Annotated in this window: 13 protein-coding genes and 1 pseudogene; 8 read left to right on the top strand and 6 right to left on the bottom strand. The window is 54.7% G+C overall.

The window, feature by feature from the left end; translation table 11 throughout:
* Positions 1-10: 10 nt before the first annotated feature.
* The 4 genes and pseudogenes from RDY34_RS01615 (at position 11) to hemE (ending at position 4260) form a co-directional block, all read left to right on the top strand.
* Positions 11-1345, top strand: coding sequence for a uroporphyrinogen-III C-methyltransferase (locus RDY34_RS01615; RefSeq protein WP_308072884.1), 1335 nt, complete (start codon positions 11-13; stop codon positions 1343-1345).
* Complete coding sequence (locus RDY34_RS01610; protein ID WP_096111466.1) at positions 1342-2565, top strand: heme biosynthesis protein HemY; 1224 nt, start codon at positions 1342-1344, stop codon at positions 2563-2565. Before RDY34_RS01615 ends, RDY34_RS01610 begins: the two co-directional genes overlap by 4 nt.
* A gap of 32 nt (positions 2566-2597) precedes the next feature.
* Positions 2598-3042: pseudogene (locus tag RDY34_RS01605) on the top strand (hypothetical protein).
* A gap of 153 nt (positions 3043-3195) precedes the next feature.
* Positions 3196-4260, top strand: a complete 1065-nt coding sequence (gene hemE / locus RDY34_RS01600) for a uroporphyrinogen decarboxylase (RefSeq protein WP_308075162.1) — start codon at positions 3196-3198, stop codon at positions 4258-4260.
* On the opposite strand, the gene RDY34_RS01595 is transcribed toward hemE, so the two are convergent.
* Complete coding sequence (locus RDY34_RS01595) at positions 4248-4421, bottom strand: hypothetical protein (RefSeq protein ID WP_308184446.1); 174 nt, start codon at positions 4419-4421, stop codon at positions 4248-4250. The two genes, hemE and RDY34_RS01595, sit on opposite strands and share 13 nt — an antisense overlap.
* Before the next feature lie 27 nt (positions 4422-4448).
* Between RDY34_RS01595 and radA the strand changes: the two genes are divergently transcribed.
* Positions 4449-5828 carry a DNA repair protein RadA gene (gene radA / locus RDY34_RS01590; protein WP_308075163.1) on the top strand — a complete coding sequence of 460 codons (1380 nt, stop codon included), beginning with the start codon at positions 4449-4451 and terminating at the stop codon, positions 5826-5828.
* 275 nt (positions 5829-6103) lie between these two features.
* On the opposite strand, the gene RDY34_RS01585 is transcribed toward radA, so the two are convergent.
* From RDY34_RS01585 to RDY34_RS01570, 4 genes are all read right to left on the bottom strand, one after another.
* Positions 6104-6583, bottom strand: coding sequence for a DUF302 domain-containing protein (locus RDY34_RS01585; RefSeq protein ID WP_308075174.1), 480 nt, complete (start codon positions 6581-6583; stop codon positions 6104-6106).
* Between the two features lie 133 nt (positions 6584-6716).
* Positions 6717-7076, bottom strand: a complete 360-nt coding sequence (locus tag RDY34_RS01580; RefSeq protein ID WP_308075165.1) for a rhodanese-like domain-containing protein — start codon at positions 7074-7076, stop codon at positions 6717-6719.
* Between the two features lie 38 nt (positions 7077-7114).
* On the bottom strand, positions 7115-10729 hold the full coding sequence (recB, locus tag RDY34_RS01575; protein ID WP_308075166.1) for an exodeoxyribonuclease V subunit beta: 3615 nt from the start codon (positions 10727-10729) through the stop codon (positions 7115-7117).
* Positions 10730-10808: 79 nt separating this feature from the next.
* On the bottom strand, positions 10809-11714 hold the full coding sequence (locus RDY34_RS01570) for a Dyp-type peroxidase (protein ID WP_308072880.1): 906 nt from the start codon (positions 11712-11714) through the stop codon (positions 10809-10811).
* A 234-nt stretch (positions 11715-11948) separates the two neighbouring features.
* Between RDY34_RS01570 and RDY34_RS01565 the strand changes: the two genes are divergently transcribed.
* The 3 genes from RDY34_RS01565 to RDY34_RS01555 are packed head-to-tail and all read left to right on the top strand — an operon-like array spanning position 11949 to position 14247.
* On the top strand, positions 11949-12776 hold the full coding sequence (locus RDY34_RS01565) for an amino acid ABC transporter substrate-binding protein (RefSeq protein ID WP_308072879.1): 828 nt from the start codon (positions 11949-11951) through the stop codon (positions 12774-12776).
* Positions 12766-13482 (top strand): amino acid ABC transporter permease, encoded by a 717-nt coding sequence (locus RDY34_RS01560; RefSeq protein ID WP_308075168.1) that lies wholly within the window; start codon positions 12766-12768, stop codon positions 13480-13482. Before RDY34_RS01565 ends, RDY34_RS01560 begins: the two co-directional genes overlap by 11 nt.
* 9 nt (positions 13483-13491) lie before the next feature.
* Entirely contained in the window at positions 13492-14247 is a 756-nt protein-coding gene (locus tag RDY34_RS01555) for an amino acid ABC transporter ATP-binding protein (protein WP_308072877.1), read from the top strand.
* Positions 14248-14302: 55 nt separating this feature from the next.
* On the opposite strand, the gene RDY34_RS01550 is transcribed toward RDY34_RS01555, so the two are convergent.
* The gene (locus RDY34_RS01550) at positions 14303-15685 is read right to left on the bottom strand and encodes a phosphomannomutase/phosphoglucomutase (RefSeq protein ID WP_308072876.1); all 1383 of its coding nucleotides are present in this window, start codon (positions 15683-15685) and stop codon (positions 14303-14305) included.
* Positions 15686-15787 lie beyond the last annotated feature (102 nt).

Below are 15787 nucleotides of genomic sequence, written 5' to 3'. Positions count from 1 at the left end.
GAGCAAAACGGTGGGCGAACCTGAAAACAAATCATCCGAACCCGTACGCGAGATACAGGCATCAAAAGAAATGCCGTCTGAAACCTCTTCCCCACGCAAAGAAAACGAAACAGAAGTACACATTCCTGCCGCTCCTTTTATCGTCAAACAGTCCGGCAGCAACGCTTTGGCGGTCTGCGCCCTGGTATTGGCGGCCTTGGGTCTGGGTGCAAGTGGTTTTTTGTTTGTCCAGGGACAGAATGTCTTGAAAAACCAAGAGTTGGCATTCAACCAGAAAATCGATAAAGCCGCTTTGGGCGAGTCGGAAAACGCCGCCCTGCTTAAAGACAACCTCAACCGCCAAAGTGCCATACAGTCCGAACTCGACCGTTTGGGCAGCGGTGTCAAAGCCAACGGCGAACAAATCCTGATGACGCAAAAAGCCTATCGCGAGCTGACCAAAGGGCGTGCCGATTGGCTGGTGGACGAAACCGAGACCATACTCAATCTGGCGGCGCAACAGCTGGTGTTGACCGGCAATATCCAAACGGCAGTCGGCGTGTTGGAGCATATCGACAGTCGCCTGTCCCGTTTCAATCAGGCAGAGCTTCTGCCGATCAAGCAGGCGGTCAGCAGCGACTTGGCGGAACTGAAAAACCGTCCTTATGTCGATATTTCCGGCACGGCACTGCGCATCGACCGGTTGGAAACCGCCGTATCCGGACTGCCGTTGATTTTAGACGGCGTATTGAAACCGGGCGTACAGGTGAAGAACGAAGCCGTTTCCGCTTCATGGTGGCAGAACGTATGGGAAAAATCCCTCGGCACATTGAAGGGGCTGGTCGAAATCCGCCATTTGGAAAACAACGATGCCATGCTGATTTCACCGGAACAGGCCTATTTTGTGCGTGAAAACCTGCGCCTCCGCCTTTTGGATGCGCGCACTGCATTAATGCAGCGCAACAGCGAAGTCTATCAAAGCGATTTGAACAATGCCGAAGCCGCCGTCAGACAGTATTTTGATGCCAAATCCCCCGCCACGCAGTCGTGGTTGAAGGAATTGGCGGAATTGAAGGCGTTGGATGTGCGCATGACGGCGGATGACGGTTTGAAAAACAGCCTAAATGCCGTCCGCGCCTATCGCGACGGTACGCGTATGACGGCGGCGGAAAATCAAGAAGCGGAACAGGCGGCTTCTGAACCGGTAAACGAAAAAACAGCTTCCGAACCGGCTGCCGCATCGGATGTGAAGACCATAGAAGCACCGTCCCTGCCTTCGGAACGCAAACTGGAACAGCCTGCAAAAAAACAGCCCGTACCGGAAAAGGCAGGGCGTTCGCCGTCCGCTAAAGGAGAACGCGCATGAAAACGGTAGTCTGGATCGTCGTCCTGTTTGCCGCCGCCGTCGGACTGGCACTGGCTTCGGGCATTTACACCGGCGACGTGTATATCGTACTCGGACAGACCATGCTCAGAATCAACCTGCACGCCTTTGTGTTAGGTTCGCTGATTGCCGTCGTGGTGTGGTATTTCCTGTTCAAATTCATTATCGGCGTATTCAATATCCCCGAAAAGATGCAGCGTTTCGGTTCAGCGCGTAAAGGCCGCAAGGCCGCGCTTGCTTTGAACAAGGCGGGTTTGGCGTATTTTGAAGGGCGTTTTGAAAAGGCGGAACTTGAAGCCTCGCGCGTGTTGGGCAACAAAGAGGCGGGCGACAACCGGACTTTGGCATTGATGCTGGGTGCGCACGCCGCCGGACAGATGGAAAACATCGAGTTGCGCGACCGTTATCTTGCGGAAATCGCCAAACTGCCGGAAAAACAGCAGCTTTCCCGTTATCTTTTGTTGGCGGAATCGGCGTTGAACCGGCGCGATTACGAAGCGGCGGAAGCTAATCTTCATGCGGCGGCGAAGATGAATGCCAACCTTACGCGCCTCGTGCGTCTGCAACTTCGTTACGCTTTCGACAGGGGCGACGCGTTGCAGGTTCTGGCAAAAACCGAAAAACTTTCCAAGGCGGGCGCGTTGGGCAAATCGGAAATGGAACGGTATCAAAATTGGGCATACCGCCGCCAGCTGGCGGATGCTGCCGATGCCGCCGCTTTAAAAACCTGCCTGAAGCGGATTCCCGACAGCCTCAAAAACGGGGAATTGAGTGTATCGGTTGCGGAAAAGTACGAACGTTTGGGACTGTATGCCGATGCGGTCAAATGGGTCAAACAGCATTATCCGCACAACCGCCGCCCCGAGCTTTTGGAAGCCTTTGTCGAAAGCGTGCGCTTTTTGGGCGAGCGCGAACAGCAGAAAGCCATCGATTTTGCCGATTCTTGGCTGAAAGAACAGCCCGACAACGCGCTTCTGCTGATGTATCTCGGCCGGCTCGCCTACGTCCGCAAACTTTGGGGTAAGGCGAAAGGTTATTTGGAAGCCAGTATCGCCCTGCAACCGAGCGTTTCGGCGCGTTTGGTGTTGGCGAAAGTCTTTGACGAAACCGAACAGCCGCAAAAAGCCGAAGCACAGCGCAAATTGGTTTTGGAAGCCGTCTCCGATGACGAACGCCACGCAGCGTTAGAGCAGCATAGCTGATTTTGGGAAATATCTTTATCTGGGAGAATTTGATGGAACCTTCAGATTCCTTTAAGGAAAAGAAAGAAATATTTGAAATTGGAACGCCTGCTTATCGCCAAAAGTTAATTGATGTTTGGAAAAAGAGCATTAATGGAAACGAAAAATCTTGGGTGCTCTTTGAAAATGGGACTTGCGTCATTTTACTTGAACCAGAAAAAGATCTGGAGAAACAAGCTAAAGAGATATTAAGCAAATGGGGCAAGGTTCAAATAGGAACACCATCTGCAGATTTTGGCATTATCACTTTAGTTAGATAGTGGCGATGGATATGCCGTTTCATGTCATCATCCCGAAATTTTTACGCTAATCCTAAAAGAAGAAGGATTGGATGAAGATTTCAAAATCGGTATCGAAGGGCGCTCTCATCGCGATTGTGATGCTGAAGAACCCAAAGTTATCCATATCGAAGATAAACGCACCATTGAAACCCCATGAAAACCTGCTGCCGTTTAATCATCTACTGATGATTACCTAGGCAAATGTGCCCGTCCCTCCCTTTTCAGACGACCTTTCATTGCGGAAACCGCCGCAAAGGTTGTCTGAAAACCGTTTTCCTTCCCCGTTTTACAAACAAACCGAAAGCCCCGCATGACTCTTTTAAAAAACGATACCTTCCTCCGCGCCCTGCTCAAACAGCCCGTCGAATACACGCCGATTTGGATGATGCGCCAGGCGGGGCGTTATCTGCCCGAATACAAAGCCACACGCGCGAAAGCGGGCAGCTTCCTCGATTTGTGTAAAAACACCGAATTGGCGACCGAAGTTACCATCCAACCTTTGGAACGCTTCGATTTGGACGCGGCAATTTTGTTCTCCGACATCCTGACCGTCCCCGACGCAATGGGCTTGGGACTGTACTTTGCCGAAGGCGAAGGCCCGAAATTCGAACACGCCTTACAACACGAAGCCGATATCGCCAAGCTGCACGTTCCCGACATGGAAAAACTGCAATACGTTTTCGACGCGGTAACTTCCATCCGTAAAGCATTGGACGGCCGCGTACCGCTTATCGGCTTCTCCGGCAGCCCGTTCACGCTTGCCTGCTACATGGTTGAAGGCGGCAGCAGCAAAGAATTCCGCACCATCAAAACCATGATGTACTCGCGCCCCGATTTGCTGCACAAGATCCTCGATACCAACGCCCAAGCCGTTACCGCCTACCTCAATGCCCAAATCGACGCGGGCGCGCAGGCGGTGCAGATTTTCGACACTTGGGGCGGCGTCTTGAGCGATGCGGCGTTTAAAGAATTCAGCCTCAAATACATCCGCCAGATCGTCGCCGGACTCAAACGCGAAAGCGAAGGCCGCCGCGTTCCCGTCATCGTATTTGCCAAAGGCGGCAGCTTGTGGCTGGAAAGTATGGCAGAAATCGGCGCAGACGCATTGGGCTTGGACTGGACGTGCAACATCGGCGAAGCACGCCGCCGCGTCGGCAAGCAAGTCGCCCTGCAAGGCAACTTCGACCCGTTCGCCCTCTTCGGTACGCCGGAATCCATCCGTACCGAAGCCGCACGTATCCTTGCCGACTTCGGACAAGGCAGTGGCCATGTCTTCAACCTCGGACACGGCATCAACCAACATGCCGACCCCGAACACGCCAAAATCTTAGTCGACACCGTACACGAGCTGTCGCGGCAGTATCACGGCGGGTAAGCCGGCAGGAAACTGCCCGATATGCCGTCTGAAGCCGAGAGATGGTCGGTTGGGGTAAAAATAAGGCAATGCGGCAATATCCGCCGTGTATGGATAGTACATGACGGCGGCGGTGTTGCCGTATTGGCGCAATCCCAACCGTCCCTATTTTCAGACGGCATTTTTGTTTTCAGATGCAGGGAAAACCGATGGCAAAAACGCTTAAAACCCTTTACCAATGCACCGAATGCGGCGGCACTTCCCCGAAATGGCAAGGCAAATGCCCGCATTGCGGCGAGTGGAACACGCTTCAGGAAAGCCTTGCCGCGCCCGAGCCTAAAAACGCCCGCTTCCAATCTTGGGCGGCGGATACCTCGACCGTCCAATTCCTCTCCGCCGTGACCGCCACCGAAATACCGCGCAATCCGACCGGTATGGGCGAGCTTGACCGCGTATTGGGCGGCGGTTTGGTCGATGGTGCGGTCATCCTGCTCGGTGGCGACCCCGGCATCGGCAAATCCACGCTGCTGTTGCAAACCATCGCCAAAATGGCGCAAAGCCGTAAAGTGCTGTATGTTTCCGGTGAAGAATCAGCTCAGCAGGTCGCCCTGCGCGCGCAACGTTTGGAACTGCCCACCGAAGGCGTAAACCTGCTTGCCGAAATCCGCATGGAAGCGATTCAGACGGCCTTGAAACAGCATCAACCCGAAGTCGTGGTTATCGATTCCATCCAAACCATGTATTCCGACCAAATCACGTCCGCCCCAGGTTCCGTATCGCAGGTGCGCGAATGTGCCGCCCAGCTGACGCGTATGGCGAAACAGATGGGCATCGCCATGATACTGGTCGGACACGTTACCAAAGACGGCGCGATTGCCGGCCCGCGCGTACTGGAGCACATGGTTGATACCGTGCTGTATTTCGAGGGCGACCAACATTCCAACTACCGTATGATACGCGCCATCAAAAACCGTTTCGGCGCGGCAAACGAATTGGGCGTGTTCGCGATGACCGAAAACGGTTTGAAAGGCGTATCCAACCCGTCCGCCATCTTCCTCGCCAGCTACCGCGACGATACGCCCGGCTCGTGTGTTTTGGTTACACAGGAAGGCAGCCGCCCGCTTTTGGTCGAAATTCAGGCATTGGTCGATGACGCGCACGGCTTCACCCCCAAACGACTCACCGTCGGTCTCGAACAAAACCGCCTTGCCATGTTGCTCGCCGTGTTAAACCGACACGGCGGCATTGCCTGTTTCGATCAGGATGTTTTTTTAAACGCCGTCGGCGGCGTGAAAATCGGCGAACCGGCGGCGGATTTGGCGGTCATCCTCGCCATGCTCTCCAGCTTCCGTAACCGCCCTATGCCCGAAAAAACCGTGGTTTTCGGCGAAATCGGCTTAAGCGGCGAAGTCCGCCCTGTCGCACGCGGACAAGAGCGGCTCAAAGAAGCGGAGAAACTCGGCTTTAAACGCGCCATCGTCCCCAAAGCCAATATGCCACGCAATGCCAAAGAGTTTCCCAAGCTGAAAATCCACGGAGTTTCGAGTTTACAGGAAGCCATCGATATTTGTCGGGAAGATAGGGATTGAAAGGAAATGCCGTCTGAAATCAGGTTTCAGACGGCATTTGGTTTGTGGCGGATTGAAACAAGAAGGCATACCGGCGACAGATAAGATTTGCGGCAAAGTTGCCTGTGATATGGCAAAAACGCACACGCCCATCATCCCTGCGAGGGCGGGAATCCGGAATCGTCCGTTTCGGCAATGATTGGAAATCACGACAACCCAACCGCTTGGATTCCCGACTTCGTGGGAATGAGGGGCGTGTGCATTTGATTTCCATCCGCCATATGTCGGCGACGGGCTTATTCGCCTACGGTTTTTTGTATCAGTTTTTCGGCGTTTGCCAAAGTGTTTGCCACTTCGTCGAAACCGATGCGGCTGCCGGCGATAAGGGCGCGCGTATCGGTATAGGCGGCGCGTACTTTGCCGTCTGTTTCGGTAACGAGGACGCGCAGTGGCAGTTGCAGGGCGAAGGCGGGGTCTTTGACCATCAGCGGCGTACCGGCTTTGGGCGTGCCGAAGACGATGACTTTTGCCGGCTGCATGGTCAGGCCGTTTCGGCGTGCCGCTTCCTGATGGTCGATGACGGCAAAAATGTCCATCCCTTTGCTTTTTATGGCGGTTTCAAGGCGGCTGACGGTTTCGTCAAAACTGTATTTCGAGGTGAGGGTATGCGTGGTCATAGCGGTTTCGTTTTGGGCGGGCGGTTTGACGGCAGAGTGTGCCGAAGCGGTTGAAATGCAGAGTGCGGATGCGGCAATCAGGGGGAGTATGTGTTTCATCGTATTTCCTTTTTCCTTATCGGTTTGTTTGTCAGGCTTCGGACGGGGCGGCACGCGCCGCGCCTGTGATGCCGTGCCGCGTGCCGGAACGCCGTATGCCGTCTGAAAGCCTGTCTTTTCAGACGGCATGGTGTCATTTCATCCCTTTTTTGAGCAGGTCTTCATAACCGCCGTGATTGACAACTTTTGTATAACCTGCTTTTTTCAGCTCTTGAAGGGCGGCTTCGGCACGCCGTCCGCTGCGGCAGTAGAGGTTGAGCGGCGTGTCTTTGTCGGGCGCGGCTTCGTGTATGCGGCGGACGATTTGGTCGACGGGGATGTTGACCGCGTTGTGCAAATGCCCTTCGCTGAATTCCTGTTCGGAACGGACATCGATCCAAACGGCTGAATGTTGCGCGGCTTTGGCGGCGGATACGGGTTTTTGCGGGGCTGCCTGTGCGGCAAAGGCGGCTGAGGCAATGAGTGCGGCGGTAATCAGGTGTTTGATATTCATAGGGTTCTCCTGCGGTTGTCGTCTTAAGGGACGGGAAGTTATTTTATCTGTTCCAAAGCGTCGGCATCTATGTCCCAACGCCAAACGCCGCCGCCTTTGCCGTCTATGCCGCGCAAAAACAGGTAGCGGACGGAAACGGCGGCGGGCGGTTGTCCGCGCAGTTTGAAGTAGCGCGCGGCGGCAACGGCGTAAATCAGTGCCTGAAGGTAATAGTGGTGGTGCGCTACGGCCTCGTCCATCGCCTGTTGCGTGTAGGCGGATGCGTCCGCGCCGAGGTAGTTCGACTTGTAGTCGATGATGCAGATATTGCCGTCGGGGTCTTGGCAGACCATATCGATAAAGCCGTTTAAAAAGCCGTTGACGGTGTGGAAGTCTAGCGTTTCGGCGGCTGCACGGCAGACTTCGGGCAGCCGGATGTTGTCGCGGGCAAGCCATGCACGCAGCCGTTTGAGGCCGAAGTCTTCGGTGTGGAGGGTAAAGCCCATTTCGGGACAGCGGCACTCGGGCGGGATGTCGGACAGGCCGTATGCCCCCGTCAGCGGCGTTTTGCGGCAGGCTTCCGCCATTTCGGCAACGGCGGGCAGCCATATTTCTTCAAAACCGTATTTTTTCAGCTTGTCGGCAATGAGGGTTTCCTGTCCGGCGGCTGCTTGTCCGAATTTGAAATCTTCAAGAATTTCGTGCAGGCACAGCCCCGCCTGCGTGCCTTTCGGAAAGTCGTGTATCGATATGCCGTCTGAAGCCGTCGGCGTTTCAGACGGCATGGTTGACTCTGCCGTTTCTGCAGGGTCTAGGGAAGGCTGCACATCTTCTTCGCCGCCGTCGGGCGTTTGGGTATGGCGGCTTAAGGCGGTAAAGCTGGTGTGGCGGACAAATCGGAATCCGCGTTCGGGAATGCTGTTTGCGGCAAATTCGGCGGTTTGACCGGCATTACCGCAATATACGGCAGGGGGCGGCGCATCTTCTGTGAAGGCGAAATTTGTGCCGGAAGGGGCGTTGTCCGCCACGCGCTGCCAGTTTTGTTTGAGCATCGCGATGCCGTCTTTTTCACACGCATAGGCACGGCGGACGGTTTCGCGGCTGTCTTGGGGCAAGCCTTCGATCAGGTAGGCGAGGGGGTTGTCGGCGGTATCGGAAGAATAGGCGGCGTAGATGTTGAGCTGTTCTTCGGCACGCGTCAGCGCGACATAAAGCAGGCGCAGGCGTTCCGCCATTTCTTCATCGGCGTATTGCTTCTGTTCGTCTTCCGACAGTTGCGCCTTTGCCAACAGTTCGGTTCGGTTTGCGCTTTGGTGGAGGATTTGCCAGTCGGACGGCCCGGTATCTTGCGCGTCCCACGCAAACGGGCAGTACACCAGCGGATACTGCAAACCTTTTGAGGCGTGCATAGTAACGATTTTGACCAAATCTTCGTCGCTTTCCAGACGGATGGCGCGGTTGTCGCCGCCGTTGTTGCCGGCCAGGCTGATTTGGTCGCGCAGCCATTTGTGCAGCGCGGCGGGGTTGCGGTTTTGCGCGTCTTCGGCAGCAAGCAGTTCGAGCAGTTGGAAATAGTTGGTCAGGCTGCGCCCGTTGTTCCGGCTTAAGAGGTGCGTTTCGATGCCGTGTGTTTGGGAAAATTGCTGCATAGCGGCGAAAATGCCGTATTGATTCCAGTTGTCGAGCGCGGTTCGGGCAGATTCCGCCCAATGCAAAATCTCGCTTTCGTTTTGGTTGAAGTCGTGCAATTGCTGCGCGTCATAACCGAATATGCCGCTTGTCAGGACAAAGCGCAGCGTTCCGGCGCGGCGCGGTTCGAGCCAGAAGCCGATGAGTGCGGACAGGGCGGCGGCTTCGGGCGAGGCGAACACGGATTCGCGCGAAAGCAGGACGCTTTGCACCTGCCGTTTTTTCAGGGCGGCGGAAACCATCACCGCCTCGTTGTGCGTGCGTACCAGCACGGCAATATCGCCCGACTGCAACGGGCAGCCTTTGAAATTCAGACGGCCTCCGGCGGCTTCGTTGAGCGCGTGGGCGATTTCGTCGGCGCAATAGTCGGCGGCACGGCGGCGCAAAACGTCTTTGTTGGCTTTTTCATTGTCGTTTTCGTGCAGCCAACGGACCTGTACGGCAGGACGTTCGGGGGACAACCTGCTTTCGGCACGCGCCGCACCGACTTCCGAATAGCCGATGTTTTCCAAAACGAACGGGCGTTCTTTGAGGCGGAACAACGCGCCTATGCTGCCGATAAGCGCGGCGTGGCTGCGGTAGTTGGTGGCGAGCGTGTAGCGGTGTTGCGCGTCTCCGGCGGCTTGCAGGTAGGCGTAAATATCCGCACCGCGAAAGCTGTAAATCGCCTGTTTGGGATCGCCGACCAGAAACAGCGGGCGGTTTTGGGCGATGAAGATTTTTTGGAAGATTTCGTATTGCAGCGGGTCGGTGTCTTGGAACTCGTCGATCAGCGCGGTTTCCCAGTTTTCGGCAACGGCGCGGGCGAGGGTTTCGGCGTGCGGATTGTCGGTCAGCGCGGTGTGGACATCGAGAAGCAGGTCGTCGAAACCTCGTTCGCGGCGCGATTTTTTCATCTCGGCAAGGCTGCGGTTGAGGTATCCGATTAAATCCAGTTGCAGCCGGATCATTGTTGCTTCTTCCGCTTCTTCGAGTGCGTTCAAATCGCGCCCGAAGTCTGCCAGTTTCTGCAATTCGGCAAATACTGCCGCATCGGGCGTTTTGCCTTTTTTCAGCCCGGCTTCGAGTTTGTCGGATGAGAGTTTTAAGAGCCGTTCGTGCAGCTTTGCCTCCAAAAAGGGCAAATCCAGCGACAGGGCTTTTTGTTCCAATGCGTCAAACAGTTCGGCAAAACTGTTTTTCCGATATGAATTGCCGTTTAAAAGGGGATGGATGCGCCAAAAAGTTTCTTTTAATTCAGCCAGATTTCCGCAAATGTTTTGCCAGCTTGCCCAAGCGGCGCCCCGGGCTTGCGGCAAATCGGTTTGCGGAAGGCGGAAACTCAGGTACGGGCGGGACAGGTAGGCGCGGATTTGGGCAAGGACGGTTTGCGGCACAGCTTTGCGTTTAAACGCCAATGCGGCAAGCACCGGATCATTGCTGACGCGTTCGCGCCAAAAATCTTGCGCCGGGACAAGCAGGCGGTCGCCGTCTTCTTCGGTCAGTTCGATATCGAACGGTGCTTGGCACAGGAAGGCGTAGTCGCGCAGGATACGCTGGCAGAAACCGTGGATGGTATAGATGGCGGCGTTGTCGAATTGCCCGATGGCGGCTTTGAGGCGGACAATCAGACGCGTCCGGCCCTCTTTTTGCAAAGCCTGTTTTAAGAGTGCGGGCAGGAAGGTGTCGCCTTCGTGGTGTTCGGCGCAGTAGGCGGCGATGCCGTCTGAAAGCGCGCTGTCTCCAAGTTCGGCAATTTCTTTGCTTTCCAAAATCTGCAACACATCGTCCAAACGCGCGCGCAGGCGTGTTTTCAACTCGGCGGTGGCGGCTTTGGTGAAGGTTACGACCAATACGCGCTCGACGCTTTTTTGTTCCAATACGATCAGGCGCGTAAACAGGGCGGCAATGCCGTAGGTTTTGCCGGTGCCGGCGGAGGCCTCAATCAGGTTGGTGCCGGCAATGGGGACGGTCAGCGGGTCGAATGCTTGGATGCTTGCAGACATAGTGCGCGCTCGGAAAACGGTTGGACGGTAAAACGGGAAAATGCCGTCTGAAAAAGGGTTTCAGACGGCATCGTCCGGCTTAGAGGTTTTGCAGGCGTTCGACAGACGGCACGTAGTAGTATCCGCCCGAAACGGCGGTGGAGAGGTGTCGGAGCAGCAGGTCGGTTTTGCCGTCCGTATCTCCGAACATACTCAATAATTGCGCTTCGATATTGTGCAGCGTGCGGCAGTATGCGGTAAACATCAAACCGTGTTCGCCGCTGATTTTGCCGAAGGGCAGGCTGCGGCGGACGATTTTCAGACCGATGCCGTTTTCTTTCAGGTTGACGCGGCCGAGGTGCGAATCGGGCAGGCGGACATCGCGGTCGAATTCGTCGTTGGTTTCCTTGCTGCGTCCGACAGCGGCCTCCTGTTCGGCGACGGGGACGGCATCCCATTTTTTCAAATCGTGTAGGTATTTTTGCAGCAGGACATAGCTGCCGCCCGCATCGGGCCCTTCGGGGATGATGGCGACTTCGCGGATTTTTTCATCGCCCTGCGGGTTTTCCGTGCCGTCGACGAAACCGTCCAGCCCGCGATCCTGATACAGACGCAAACCGTGTTCTTCGGAAGCGACGCATATGCTGTCGCCGAACGCGCCCAAAACGGATTGGGCAAGCGCGTAGGCGGCGTTTTGGCGGAAGGATTGGATGTGGATGTACATATCGTGCTGCGTGGACGGCGCAAGCCCGTTGCCCATTTCGGGGAAGGGTTTGATTTCACGCCCCTCGCCCGTATGCCCGAATGTTGCCCAGGCTTTGCTGCCGAAGGCTATCGTCATACCCAAAATATCGTCCGGAAAGCGGGTTTGCAGGGCGGATAAGGCATCGAGCGAAGCGCGGCAGGCGGCTTTAATGTCGTTGAGGCGGTTGGCAGCAAAGTCGGCTTCGATAAAGATGCCGGCTTGGGCGTGGTCGGGAATGATGGCGGATTGGGGCGTGTTCATGATGTTCCTTTTTGGTGTCATCTGTTTCGGGTGGATTATAGCACCGAATCGGCAGGCGAATTTTTGCCGGAACAGCGTGCGTGAATCCGCCTTCCCTCCCCCTTTATTTCCGCTTCCGGCGGCTTCGGCATATCTTTTCCATTCCGGTTTGGAATAGCCATATAAAAAAGTATTCTTTGTGTTTGCCGCAATTTCACTTAGAATGCCGCACTTGCACACTTTTTACAGGAGAGGATGATGTTGAAAAAATTCGTACTCGGCGGCATTGCCGCATTGGTTTTGGCGGCCTGCGGCGGTTCGGAAGGCGGCAGCGGAGCATCTTCCGCGCCTGTACAATCGGCAGTTTCCGGTTCTTTAATCGAGCGCATCAACAATAAAGGCACGGTTACCGTCGGCACGGAAGGCACTTACGCACCGTTTACCTACCACGACAAGGACGGCAAACTGACCGGTTACGATGTGGAAGTAACCCGCGTCGTGGCGGAAAAACTGGGTGTTAAAGTCAAATTTAAAGAAACGCAATGGGATTCGATGATGGCGGGTTTGAAGGCGGGGCGTTTCGACGTGGTGGCAAACCAAGTCGGCCTGACCAGCCCCGAACGCCAAGCGACATTCGACAAATCCGAACCTTACAGCTGGAGCGGTGCGGTTTTGGTCGCGCGTAACGACAGCAACATCAAATCTATAGCCGACATCAAAGGCGTGAAAACCGCGCAATCCCTGACCAGCAACTACGGCGAAAAAGCCAAAGCTGCAGGTGCGGAACTCGTGCCGGTGGACGGTTTGGCGCAATCGCTGACCCTGATTGAACAAAAACGCGCCGATGCGACGTTGAACGACGAATTGGCGGTTTTGGACTATCTGAAGAAAAATCCGAATGCCGGCGTGAAAATCGTTTGGTCCGCGCCAGCCGATGAAAAAGTCGGTTCCGGCTTGATTGTCAATAAAGGCAATGACGAAGTCGTGGCAAAATTCAGCACGGCAATCAACGAGCTGAAAGCCGACGGCACGTTGAAAAAACTGGGCGAACAATTCTTCGGAAAAGACATCAGTGTTCAATAATTTCCTTGCCTCTCTGCCGTTTATGACGGAAACACGCGCCGATATGATTGTCAGCGCGTTTTTGCCTATGGTCAAAGCCGGCTTCTTAGTATCTTTGCCTTTAGCGATCGCTTCTTTCGTTATCGGCATGATGATTGCGGTAGCCGTGGCTTTGGTGCGGATTATGCCCGCCGGCGGCATCGTGCGGAAAATCCTGCTGAAATTGGTGGAATTTTATATTTCCGTCATTCGCGGTACGCCGCTGTTGGTGCAGTTGGTCATCGTATTCTATGGTTTGCCTTCCGTCGGCATCTATATCGACCCTATTCCTGCCGCCATTATCGGCTTCTCGCTCAATGTCGGCGCATATGCTTCCGAAACCATACGCGCGGCAATTTTGTCCGTACCGAAAGGACAATGGGAAGCCGGTTTCTCCATCGGTATGACCTATATGCAGACGTTCCGCCGCATCGTCGCGCCGCAGGCATTCCGCGTTGCCGTGCCGCCTTTGAGCAACGAGTTTATCGGCTTGTTTAAAAACACTTCGCTCGCGGCGGTGGTAACGGTAACAGAGCTTTTCCGTGTTGCCCAAGAGACGGCAAACCGTACTTATGATTTTTTGCCGGTTTATATCGAAGCCGCATTGGTTTACTGGTGTTTCTGCAAAGTACTGTTTCTGATTCAGGCGCGTTTGGAAAAACGCTTCGACCGCTATGTCGCCAAATAAGGGAAAGCCATGATTAAAATCCGCAATATCCATAAGACCTTCGGCGAAAACACTATTTTGCGCGGCATCGATTTGGATGTGGGCAAAGGGCAGGTGGTCGTCATCCTCGGACCTTCCGGCTCAGGTAAAACAACGTTTTTGCGCTGCTTAAACGCGCTGGAAATGCCTGAAGACGGACAAATCGAGTTCGACAACGAGCGACCGCTGAAAATCGATTTTGCCAAAAAACCAAGCAAACACGATATTTTGGCACTACGCCGCAAATCCGGCATGGTGTTCCAACAATACAACCTCTTTCCGCACAAAACCGCGTTGGAAAACGTGATGGAAGGACCGGTTGCCGTACAAGGCAAACCTGCCGCCCAAGCGCGCGAAGAGGCTTTGAAACTGTTGGAAAAAGTTGGTTTGGGCGATAAAGTGGATTTATATCCCTACCAGCTTTCCGGCGGTCAGCAGCAGCGCGTCGGCATTGCCCGCGCCTTGGCGATTCAGCCCGAGCTGATGTTGTTTGACGAACCGACTTCCGCGCTTGACCCTGAATTGGTGCAAGACGTGTTGAACGCCATGAAGGAATTGGCGCAAGAAGGCTGGACGATGGTCGTCGTGACCCACGAAATCAAGTTTGCGCTTGAAGTGGCGACTACCGTCGTCGTGATGGACGGCGGTGTTATTGTAGAGCAGGGCAGCCCGAAAGAGTTGTTCGACTACCCCAAACACGAACGGACGCGGAGATTTTTAAGCCAAATCCAATCTGCCAAGATTTGATTAACCATGTGTGAAAAATGCCGTCTGAAACTTTCAGACGGCATTTTTTCTATTTTTACAGAGGCCAGATTAGATTCGGATTGCTTTCAATGACTGCTTTGAATTGGTTTTGAATACGCTCAATCGCTTCTTGCGTATCCGCTTCAAAACGCAACACCAGAATCGGCGTGGTATTGGAAGCACGCATCAGGCCGAAGCCGTCAGGGAATTCAACGCGCAAGCCGTCGATGGTGATGATTTCGGTCGCACCTTCAAACTTGGCATGGGCAGCCAACTCTTCAATCACTTTGTGGCCGTTGCTGCCTTCCGGCAGGTCGATGTTAAGTTCCGGAGTGGAAATGCTTTGCGGCAGCTTGTTCAACACTTCGGACGGATTGTCGAAGGCAGACAGGATTTCCAAGAGGCGTGCACCGGCATACATGCCGTCGTCGAAGCCGAACCAGCGTTCTTTAAAGAAAACGTGACCGCTCATTTCGCCGGCAACCAGTGCGCCGGTTTTTTTCATGGTGGATTTGATGAAGCTGTGGCCGGTTTTTTCCATCACAGGTTCGCCGCCGTGTTCTTTAATCCAAGGCGCGAGCAGACGGGTGGATTTGACGTCGAAAATCACTTTGGCTTTAGGATTGCGGCTCAACACGTCTTGCGCGAAAAGCATTAATTGGCGGTCTGGATAGATGATGTTGCCGTCTTTGGTGACCACGCCCAAGCGGTCGGCATCGCCGTCAAATGCCAAGCCGATTTCGGCATCGCTGTTTTTCAGTGCGGCAATCAAATCTTGCAGGTTTTTCGGTTTGGAAGGATCAGGGTGGTGATTAGGGAAATTGCCGTCCACTTCGCAGAAAAGTTCGGTTACTTCATTGCCCAAACCTTTGTAGAGTTTGCCTGCAAATGCGCCGCCGACACCGTTGCCTGCGTCGATGGCGATTTTCATCGGGCGTTTGAGCTTGATGTGGCCGACGATGTGGTTGTGGTATTCGCCGGAGATGTCTTTTTCGGTTACGTTACCTTGTTTGCCGGCGGCAACAAAACCGTCTTTCTCAATAATAGCTAAAAGTTCTTGGATGGCTTCGCCGGCAAGCGTGTCGCCGCCGAGCATCATTTTGAAACCGTTGTAATCGGGCGGATTGTGGCTGCCGGTAATCATCACGCCGCTGCCGCCGCATTCGTTGATGGCGGCAAAATAGAGCATGGGCGTGGCAACCATGCCGACATTGAGGACGCCGATACCGCTGTCGGTCAGGCCGCGTTGGATGTGTGTCATCAGTTCAGGACCGCTCAAGCGTCCGTCGCGTCCGAGCGCGATGCGGGCGATACCTTTTTCGGCGGCTCTGGCGGCGATGGCCCTGCCGATGAGATAAGCGGCATCGTCGGTCAGGGTTTTGCCGACGATGCCCCGGATGTCGTAGGCTTTGAAGATGTCGCGGGCGATGCTTGCCATAAGGTTTCCTTTGTGTCCGTTTAGGAAAAACGGGCATATTTTAACATAGCGGTATGCCGTCTGAAGGCTTGCGTCCGGTTTTCAGACGGCATAGCACGGTTA

The organism is Neisseria polysaccharea (genome assembly GCF_963392925.1).
Taxonomy (GTDB): Bacteria; Pseudomonadota; Gammaproteobacteria; order Burkholderiales; family Neisseriaceae; genus Neisseria; species Neisseria polysaccharea.
The sequence above is the reverse complement of the archived record's forward strand: the minus strand, read 5'-3'. Positions and strand labels throughout refer to the sequence as shown.

What these genes read in the sequence shown, in the direction of transcription:
- RDY34_RS01585 (WP_308075174.1), bottom strand. Translation starts at nt 6,583, where the DNA reads ATGAAACACATACTCCCCCTGATTGCCGCATCCGCACTCTGCATTTCA.
- RDY34_RS01595 (WP_308184446.1), bottom strand. Translation starts at nt 4,421, where the DNA reads ATGCCGTCTGAAAATAGGGACGGTTGGGATTGCGCCAATACGGCAACA.
- RDY34_RS01580 (WP_308075165.1), bottom strand. Translation starts at nt 7,076, where the DNA reads ATGAATATCAAACACCTGATTACCGCCGCACTCATTGCCTCAGCCGCC.
- RDY34_RS01555 (WP_308072877.1), top strand. Translation starts at nt 13,492, where the DNA reads ATGATTAAAATCCGCAATATCCATAAGACCTTCGGCGAAAACACTATT.
- RDY34_RS01550 (WP_308072876.1), bottom strand. Translation starts at nt 15,685, where the DNA reads ATGGCAAGCATCGCCCGCGACATCTTCAAAGCCTACGACATCCGGGGC.
- RDY34_RS01570 (WP_308072880.1), bottom strand. Translation starts at nt 11,714, where the DNA reads ATGAACACGCCCCAATCCGCCATCATTCCCGACCACGCCCAAGCCGGC.
- hemE (WP_308075162.1), top strand. Translation starts at nt 3,196, where the DNA reads ATGACTCTTTTAAAAAACGATACCTTCCTCCGCGCCCTGCTCAAACAG.
- RDY34_RS01565 (WP_308072879.1), top strand. Translation starts at nt 11,949, where the DNA reads ATGATGTTGAAAAAATTCGTACTCGGCGGCATTGCCGCATTGGTTTTG.
- recB (WP_308075166.1), bottom strand. Translation starts at nt 10,729, where the DNA reads ATGTCTGCAAGCATCCAAGCATTCGACCCGCTGACCGTCCCCATTGCC.
- radA (WP_308075163.1), top strand. Translation starts at nt 4,449, where the DNA reads ATGGCAAAAACGCTTAAAACCCTTTACCAATGCACCGAATGCGGCGGC.
- RDY34_RS01610 (WP_096111466.1), top strand. Translation starts at nt 1,342, where the DNA reads ATGAAAACGGTAGTCTGGATCGTCGTCCTGTTTGCCGCCGCCGTCGGA.